Genomic DNA, 8,458 nt, shown 5'->3' on the forward strand with positions numbered 1-8,458 from the left:
ACGCTTAAAATGGGAATCGGTCAAGGAAGCCGTCAGATGGCGCCGAACCCGGCGGGCGCAGGAGGATTACTTTCTGACACGTTCAGCGCGACGGCGGCGCAGTTCTTTAGGATCCACCAGCAAAGGCCGGTAAATCTCCACCCGATCGCCATCGTGCAAGGTCGTCTCCAGCGAGACGACCTTGCTGAAAATGCCCACCTGATTTTGGTCAAGATGGATATCGCCGCGCAGCTCAAGAATACCGGAAGCATCAATGGCCTGCCGTACCGTGCTGCCTTCCGGCAGGGTGATATTCCGAAGATATTGGCGTTCGGGCAGGGCGTAAGCCACCGCCACCCGGATCTCAGGCACTGTAGACCTCTTTAGCCCGCTGAGTGAACGCCTGCACCATGCCGTTGGTCATTTCCTTGAAGATACGGCCGAAGGCCAATTCAATTAATTTGCTTTTGAACTCAAAACTCAGTTCGAACTCGACCTTGCAGGCATCGGGACTCAGGGTGGTAAAACGCCAACCGCCCGAGAAGGTGCGAAACGGCCCTTCCACCAGACGCATGACGATGCTCTGGTTATCGGTTATCACATTGCGGGTGACAAGCGTCTTGCTGATACCCGCCTTGGACACATCCATCTCGGCCGTTAGCTCGTTGCCTTCTTTGCCCAGAACACGGCTACCGGTGCATCCAGGAATGAACTCCGGGTAGCGGCGAATGTCATTGACCAGCGCGAACATTTTTTCCACGCTGTAGGGCACTAAGGCGGATCGACTAATGTGTGGCATAGTATTTCCTGTCAAGTCACTAACACATTAATATTAACATTTATTTGCTCCGAAACAAAAAATCCGTTACCGGCCAAGCCGCACAAATCCGTGCGATTTACCGCCGGTCAGTAGGGAAGGCATTTATCTCCCCCACGAAAAACAGTATAATATTTAGTATTATGACGAAGAAAAAAGCTTATAAACCCGGTTCCGCCACCATTGCGCTGAATAAACGCGCCCGACATGAATATTTCATCGAGGATGAGTTTGAGGCCGGACTCGCGTTACAGGGATGGGAAGTCAAATCGCTCCGTGCCGGCAAAGCCAACATCAGCGACAGCTATGTACTGCTTAAAGACGGCGAGGCCTTCCTGTTCGGCGCCACGTTCACACCGTTGTCCGGTGCGTCCACCCATGTGGTGTGCGATCCGATGCGAACCCGCAAACTGCTGCTCAATCAGCGGGAACTCGGCACGCTGTTTGGCCGGGTCAACCGCGAGGGTTATACGGTTGTGGCCTTGTCGCTTTACTGGAAGAACGCCTGGTGCAAGGTCAAGATTGGCGTGGCCAAAGGTAAAAAGGAATACGACAAACGCTCCGACATCAAGGAGCGCGAATGGCAGATGGATAAGTCGCGCATCATGAAGCACGCCAGCCGTTAGGGTTTGCGCGCAGATGAGGGTTTTGTTATAATTACATGAATTACCTGGGGCTGATTCTGGATTCGACGGGATTCACGAAACCCAAGGTGCATGCCGAGGTGAGGTAGGCCTCGTAAAACAGCCTCAAAAAAATAATTGCAAACGACTCGCAATACGAACCTGCTGCTCTCGCAGCTTAATATCAGCCTAAAAAACTGAAGGTTCCCTCTCTCCCTAGCCTCCGCTCTTAGGACGGGGATCAAGAGAGGTCAAACCCAATAGAGCTCGCGTGGATGCCTTGCCTGAGGTTGAAGCGTTAAACTCTCATCAGGCTAGTTTGTCAGTAGCGTGTCCGTCCGCAGCTGGCCGGCGAATGTAATGGCGAGACTAAGCATGTAGTGCCGAAGGCGTAGGTATTTCGGACGCGGGTTCAACTCCCGCCAGCTCCACCACATAAGCATTCGATAGCATTCTCTTACTATCGAATTTTAAATAAAAATCCCTAAATTATAATGATTTAGGGATTTTTTAATACCTTTAGCGTTCGTTTAGTATCATTTTAACTCGCAAACTTTGGTAGTATGTTTGGTAGTGATTAACCTGTACTGCAAAAATGCTTTACTACATAAAAAAAGCATGTTTTCTATTTCCTGTATGCTTTTTTGGTGCGTCCAGCCCGTCCCGCTGTCCATAATTACGTAAACAAATGATTTTGCTTACTAAAAAGGGCAAAAAGACCCTGTCCACAGACAGAAAAATCGGGGACAGGCCGTGTCCATTACCGGACGACCAGGGGCTGGTAGTATGCAGTTCTGGTTTTTGGCAGTACGCCCGGAGACTGCACCATGCCTAAGATCATTACCCCACTGACCCCAACCGAAGTTGCAAACGCCAAAGCCCAAACAGACCCGGTCACGGGTAAAAAGCAGGACACCCCCTATCGTGATGGTGACGGGCTGGAACTTATGGCGAAAGCGTCAGGTAGCCGGGTGTGGTATTTCCGCTACCGTAAGCCGGTAAGCGGTAAACGTACTATGTTGAGCCTGGGCGAGTTTCCTGCTGTGAGTCTGGCGCATGCCCGAAAGGTTAAGAACGAGGCCAAAGCGCTACTTTCTCAGGGCATCGATCCGGTAGAACAGCGCAAAGCCGATGCAAACGCCCTGAGAGAGAAGCACGGCAATACGTTACAGGCTATCGCCATGCGCTGGATCGAGCACAAGCGTAAAAACGTCACGGAAGACTACGCCGGGGATGTGTGGCGCTCCCTTGAAAAAGATATTTTCCCCGCCATAGGCCATATCCCTGTAACGCAGCTAAAAGCACCTGCGCTGCTGGATGTGCTCAATGTGATCGTTGCCCGTGGTAATCTGGAAACAGCACGCCGCCTTGCACAACGTACTAAAGAGATCCTGGATTACGCTATGAATATCGGCGTGGCCGAAGCCAACCCTTTTACCACAGTCAAAAAAGCATTGCCTGTGCCGCGAAAAGAGAAGAATCCGACAATTCGCCCTGAAGCCCTCCCCGGCCTTATGCAGTCGCTGGCAATCGCTCAAATAGAACGCGCTACGCGCCTCCTGATCGAATGGCAGCTACTTACCGCCGTTCGGCCAGGCGAAGCCGTTATGGTGCGCTGGAGCGAAATAGACTGGAAGAAAAAGCAATGGGACGTTCCCGCCGATACAATGAAAATGAAACGCCCTCATTCGGTGCCGCTTTGTTCACAGGCAATGGATATTCTGGAAGCGATGAAGCCTGTAAGCGGCCATCGGGAATTTGTCTTTCCCGGACGAAAAAATCCCAAAAAACACATGCACAGCCAGAGCGCAAACGCTGCATTAAAGCGCATGGGTTATCAGGACATACTCACCGCTCACGGTATGCGTTCTATCGTCAGTACAGCTATGAATGAGCATGGCTTTCGCGCGGATGCTATTGAATCAGTACTGGCGCATGGAGATAAAAATCAGGATCGAGCAACATATAACCGCGCTACTTATCTTGAAGAACGCCGAGGAATGATGGACTGGTGGGGGGAGTTCGTCAACAACGCCGCCAGCGGCCATCAAATGGCAGGGGCGGCATTGCGCCATTTACGTGTAGTGGGTGGCGACGATGTGCAGTGACGATATTTTCACGCTGGAAAACGTTCACATGGCGCTGTCGGCTTATAGTTACGAACAACAGCACGACGAGCCTATCGGTTGGTGTATTGAGCATGTCCAGACATTAACCGATGTGCAAATCTGCGTAGCGCTAAGTGCGGTAGATGCGCTGGACTTAATCTACCCCTCCCCGGAAATCATACGAGAGCTTGGCACCCCCACCAGCGAAACATGGCAATTTATAACGACTGTGGCGGCCTCTCCAACGGATCTTGCTGTAGCCGCCGTTGCGCTGTCTGGTGCATTCAGAACGCCCGACAATGGCATTCTGGCGGCGCTGGCGCACCTTTCCGGCAAAGCGCTGTTAAGGTCCTACAGGGAAGCCGAGATTATGTCTGGTTTTGATAATCTCGAAGAGGCCAGAAAGCGCAGGCAATTAGGCGGGAAAAATCGTAGCAGAAAATATAACGGTGCTCTAAAACTCCAGTGCATGGAATGGGCGAAGGACATCATCCAGCGCCATAAAAGTGAAGGACGCAGCGAACCAACAAAGGCTGCTTTATCCGGGCTGGTGGACGATAAATATCGTGCTTTTATTACCAAATACCCAAAAGAAACGCCTGAATTCCAGAAACTACACCCGCCGGGGAGAGAAATTTTACCCGCAGCTGCCGGGCTTGCGCCGGGCGGCTCTATCTATAAGTGGGTGAGGGATATGGTAAGCGGCCAGCAGAGGAAAAACCGAAACGCCCCGGCATAGTTCCGGGGATGAAGGTCACGAAAATAGCGCGTTTGCGACTATACGGTAATAGCGCCGCCGATGGTTAAAAACCGGATCGTTCTTGCGCGGGTTATGGTCAATTTTTCCATGTTTATCCTTTTCGCTTAAAAGCGCCCCCATGTCCTCCAGCGCATTCAGGGTGGCTTCACGGTTATGATTCGCCAGTATACGTTGCATGGCCTCTGGGATGATCCAGTAGCATTCGGCTACGCCTTCGTTTTCCTGCTCAGAAGCGCTGATATCGAGGTTGTCAAAGTGTGGGCTGGCACTTCCACCATCCAGCAAAGCGATATAGCCATCATGAACACGGACCCTGTCAGAACTGCACCGCATAAAGTTCACCGGGCCGTTGGTGCTTAAATACTGGCGAAGGTGATCCACGCCGTTCAGACCCTCCATATCGCGCAGCGTCCCTCGCTCTGCGACATAGGCCAGAAAACAACTACCGACACCGTTAAACGCCTCGCCCTCCTGCCAGCCTGTAATACCCGCCGCTGTTGCCACTTCCCCGGCAACCGCACAGAGAGTAAAACGCTCCATAACCCTGTCCAGTTGTGCGCCGGTATCCTGTGGGCGGTATTGCTGCCGGAAAGTTTCACGGAGTTCATCCATGCAAGCAATCAGCTTTGAACGTATCGAACGGGTGATATACTCCAGCCAGGCGATACCCGCTGTACCGTAGTATGCCGCCGCCGAACGGTTAAGCCCATCGGCAAACTGCTTTGAGTATTCTTCTGTAAGCTCAAAACCGTGGAGGGTATCAAACAGCCCGGTTGATTCACTGACAATAGCGGGAACATCGACAAAACGCGCCTGCTGTCCTGCCTCCACCGTTTCACCTGCCGCTTTAAGATAACTGTCGAACGGCCTTTCACTGGAGGCCAGCACCAGAGTACGCCACTGCAACACCTCGCGCAGAGTAATATCTTTTGTCCCGCGCTCCTTACCACGCCCCATCGCCAGCATATAAGCGGTACTGCCAACAATTTTTGGCGATACGGCTTTCAGTTCGTCCAGTATCAGGGGCAGATCGTTATGGGTTGTCGCCATCACCTCCAGCCCCACCAGCGAAGTGTTCCACGTTCTGACATAACCGCCGGACGTTGTACCTTTTCCCCATACCGAAGCCGCTACGTGCTGCGCAGTGCTCTTACCTTTGGTCGATGCGCCGAGGAGGGAGAATACGCCACCATCCATGCCCGTTATGCCCATCAGCGGAGCTGCCAGCGCCACGCAAACAGAGAACACCAGACGGCTGTTACCCGCGCATTTAGCCGCGATTTGTTGCTGCCATTCGGTCAGGGTTCCGGCCTGTGCCAGTTGGCATTTATCCCGCCCCCTGTGCTGATACATCACCGAATCAGCATCTTTACCAACGGATCGGTCAGGCAGTACAAAAACTTTACTCTCGTGCCAGCCCGTTATTGCTGTACAGGTAATACGCCTGGTCGCGGAAGTAATGTTAAGATAAGTCAGTAGAGACTTTGCCATACCACTGTTGATCCACAGCCCCATCGCGGCCAGGCGCTGGGGAACATCGCTACCCTGTTTATGCAAATGTTCATCCGGGACGACATAGTGCTTGGTTTCGCCGTCAAAATCGCGGAATTCCACCAGCCGCCCCCAATTATCACCGTAAGCATCACGGGTACGACCACGGACGGCAAACGCAGCGGAGACTTTACGGGCCGCAATTTCTTTTGAATTCCCGCTACCGGACATATAGTTTTCCATCAGCCCTTCCCCGGTCATGTAAAAACCTGTTTTTTCCTTTTCAAGATAGGGACGGAGCACTTGAGGATTTTCCCAGCCCTTACGCTGCGCATCGGCAAAGATCGCTTTGTAGCTGGTCAGGTCTGCACGGGAGGTTTCCCACGTTTGAGTAAAAACCACCAAATCAAACGCTGCACCGCCAGCCTCTGACCATTCCAGCGCCAGTTGGTAAGCAGCATCTTCGAAAGGCGTATCTTTGAGATAACAAAGGCTGGCGATAACTGCCTGCCACGGTTTACGTGGCCCTTCTGATATTTTTATCATGCCCGGCGAAAACAACGCGCTACGCAAATCATCCATAGTATGCTGGTCAATACCTTCCCATAACGCCCAATACTCGCTGGTGGTAGGATCGGCTTCTGGTGTTTCGGTTTGGTCTGCGGGGGTATCAATTTTGCGCCGCTGGCGCTTTGGTTCTTCCGGTACAATTGCCAGATAATGAGCCACGTTAGCAAGTTCACCGTCAAAGCGCAGCGCAATAGCGTCTGTCACCTTTTCCCCGGTTTTCGTTTTCAGGTTCCCGGTTGGATCAACGACTGGCATATAACATTGCTGCTCGGCCAGATACACCGATTCATCCCATGGGATAACGGGTTGCCAGTCACCGATAAAATCGGCGCTGTCCTGCAAATAACTGTCAATCTCTGCGGCTATGCCCTGGCATACGCGCTTTCCTTCGTCGCGGTTAACTTCCTTATCAAGCAAAATAACGAACCTACACCGGGGAGTGGTCGGCGTGTAATTGGTGGTGGTATACAGAAAACCTTTAAACTTTTGCAGGTAAGCTTTCAGGGCTTCGAAAGTCTGTAGGCTGTCGAAGCCATCACAATCGAATCGCGCTACCCGCCACGGTTCAACGTGAGCCGACAAGCGCCAGTATTTTTCACCCTGATAGCCCGTTTCTTTAGCACCTTTCGGATGTACACCTTTCCGTACCGGCGCACAAAAGAACTGCTGGTATTTGGCGCTTGCCACATCAGCCAGAATTTTATTAATAAACTCGTCTTCGCTGGTGGCGCTGCGCTGCTCTACGGTTTTTGCGGTGCGTTTAACACCACGGGAATAGCGTATTGATGCCATTATCGTTTACCCCGCTCCAGCGCTTTAATTCGACGTCTTACTGAGCGGTTAGCCCATACCTCATCAATAAAGCGCATATCGCCTACAACAACTTCACGGGATAAATCACAGGAAAAAGTATCTCCTTTTGCTGCATAGCATTTTTGCATCGTGCCAATGCGTGAAGGGTCAACACGACCAGAACGTCTTTTAGTCATGATCCCCCTCCACGGCATTACGCTCATTCATTCTTTTTTCGATATAAGCATCAATTTCCCGTTTAACCCACCCCACACGGCGCAACCCTAAAGGGAAGCTTTTAGGGAAATCGGGTGTGCGCTTACAGAAAGTGTAAAAACCGCTCACAGATTTATATTTCAATGCGGCCATGACTTCGTATTTAGTTAATACCTGCTCGTCCATCGCGTGCTCCTCGTGCGTGAAATAAGTGTCTACGCGAGTGATAAAACAACTATTCGAACGCTAAACAAATCAGCCTGCTTTAAGCAGGCTGTATAGTTATTTGGAACTGGTAATTTTTTGCGGGTTACCGGGGAGGGGCTATCTACGTCTTTTACTTCCGGTTTTACTATGCTTACCCGTTTTGCCAAAAGCCCGACGAAAGCGGCGATTAGCCGCGTCTGTCACCTGTATTCGTCCATCCTCCAGCCGTTCACAACCGTAAAGCGCTACTATCGCCTGTTCTGCCTCAGGATCACCGCTGGCCTTATCAAGCAGGCGCACTTCGCTTTTATGGGTGAAAATGTCCATTCCAATAACGGCGAGGCTTTCCGGCCTGCCGGAACGCAGAGATTTAAGCTTTACCATTGTCGGCCTCCCCTGATTTGTTCCGTGTGTTGGTTGAACGTACTGCGGTTTCCTGCGCCCAGGCGATCAGATCATGCGCAAGGTCTTTGCCGTACTCGTCGTTAAACAGGTACTGCGCCGCCTCCAGTGCTGCGGCAATTGGCTTGATGGCATCAGCCGGGGTTGCATAGTAGTTACGCATGGCTGGCATCGGGATACTGAATGTAAGAAAACTCCACGCGCCGATCAGCGCTTCGGTTTCGGTGTTCGCCAGATTGCTCGGATACTGCGACATAAGGCGAAGAATAATCTCTGCCTGGTGCGCTTTGCTGGCGGCTGTATCCAGCGCGGGGTTATCAAGCGGTAAATCACGCATGGCGCACCTCCACCACTTCGCAGGTAACATTTCCGGTATGGCCGAGGAAGGAGAAATTAAACGCTGCGGCACTGGCGAGGTGAACCGCCCCGGGAATCCTGGAGACTAAACTCTTTGAGAGAGAGGTAACAGGATGACTAAAAATACGCGCTTTTC

Annotated in this window: 10 protein-coding genes and 1 other RNA gene; 4 read left to right on the forward strand and 7 right to left on the reverse strand. The window is 51.9% G+C overall.

What is annotated here, in order from left to right:
- Positions 1-66: 66 nt before the first annotated feature.
- Both FCN80_RS09365 and FCN80_RS09370 read right to left on the reverse strand, forming a co-directional pair.
- A complete protein-coding gene (locus tag FCN80_RS09365; protein ID WP_136989897.1) occupies positions 67-351 on the reverse strand; it encodes an RnfH family protein in 285 nt (94 codons plus the stop codon).
- A complete protein-coding gene (locus FCN80_RS09370) occupies positions 344-778 on the reverse strand; it encodes an SRPBCC family protein (RefSeq protein WP_136989898.1) in 435 nt (144 codons plus the stop codon). Before FCN80_RS09370 ends, FCN80_RS09365 begins: the two co-directional genes overlap by 8 nt.
- A gap of 161 nt (positions 779-939) precedes the next feature.
- On the opposite strand from FCN80_RS09370, the gene smpB reads away from it, so the two are divergent.
- The 4 genes from smpB (at position 940) to FCN80_RS09390 (ending at position 4,266) form a co-directional block, all read left to right on the forward strand.
- Positions 940-1,422: an SsrA-binding protein SmpB gene (gene smpB, locus FCN80_RS09375; protein ID WP_136989899.1), complete on the forward strand. Its 483-nt coding sequence runs from the start codon at positions 940-942 to the stop codon at positions 1,420-1,422.
- 46 nt (positions 1,423-1,468) lie between these two features.
- Positions 1,469-1,853, forward strand: a transfer-messenger RNA (tmRNA) gene (gene ssrA, locus FCN80_RS09380).
- Positions 1,854-2,246: 393 nt separating this feature from the next.
- Positions 2,247-3,527, forward strand: coding sequence for an integrase domain-containing protein (locus FCN80_RS09385; RefSeq protein ID WP_136989900.1), 1,281 nt, complete (start codon positions 2,247-2,249; stop codon positions 3,525-3,527).
- A complete protein-coding gene (locus FCN80_RS09390) occupies positions 3,517-4,266 on the forward strand; it encodes a hypothetical protein (protein ID WP_136989901.1) in 750 nt (249 codons plus the stop codon). Before FCN80_RS09385 ends, FCN80_RS09390 begins: the two co-directional genes overlap by 11 nt.
- A gap of 15 nt (positions 4,267-4,281) precedes the next feature.
- Here FCN80_RS09390 and FCN80_RS09395 read toward each other — a convergent pair whose 3' ends face one another.
- The 5 genes from FCN80_RS09395 to FCN80_RS26750 form a co-directional block, all read right to left on the reverse strand.
- On the reverse strand, positions 4,282-7,140 hold the full coding sequence (locus tag FCN80_RS09395) for a DUF927 domain-containing protein (RefSeq protein WP_136989902.1): 2,859 nt from the start codon (positions 7,138-7,140) through the stop codon (positions 4,282-4,284).
- Complete coding sequence (locus FCN80_RS09400) at positions 7,140-7,337, reverse strand: hypothetical protein (protein WP_136989903.1); 198 nt, start codon at positions 7,335-7,337, stop codon at positions 7,140-7,142. The genes FCN80_RS09395 and FCN80_RS09400 overlap by 1 nt, the downstream gene beginning before the upstream one ends.
- Positions 7,330-7,542, reverse strand: coding sequence for a helix-turn-helix transcriptional regulator (locus FCN80_RS09405; protein ID WP_136989904.1), 213 nt, complete (start codon positions 7,540-7,542; stop codon positions 7,330-7,332). Before FCN80_RS09405 ends, FCN80_RS09400 begins: the two co-directional genes overlap by 8 nt.
- A gap of 138 nt (positions 7,543-7,680) precedes the next feature.
- Entirely contained in the window at positions 7,681-7,947 is a 267-nt protein-coding gene (locus FCN80_RS09410) for a hypothetical protein (RefSeq protein WP_136989905.1), read from the reverse strand.
- On the reverse strand, positions 7,934-8,302 hold the full coding sequence (locus FCN80_RS26750; protein ID WP_230492580.1) for a hypothetical protein: 369 nt from the start codon (positions 8,300-8,302) through the stop codon (positions 7,934-7,936). Before FCN80_RS26750 ends, FCN80_RS09410 begins: the two co-directional genes overlap by 14 nt.
- Between the last annotated feature and the right edge of the window lie 156 nt (positions 8,303-8,458).

This window comes from Martelella alba (assembly GCF_005217455.1).
Classification (GTDB): domain Bacteria; phylum Pseudomonadota; class Gammaproteobacteria; order Enterobacterales; family Enterobacteriaceae; genus Acerihabitans.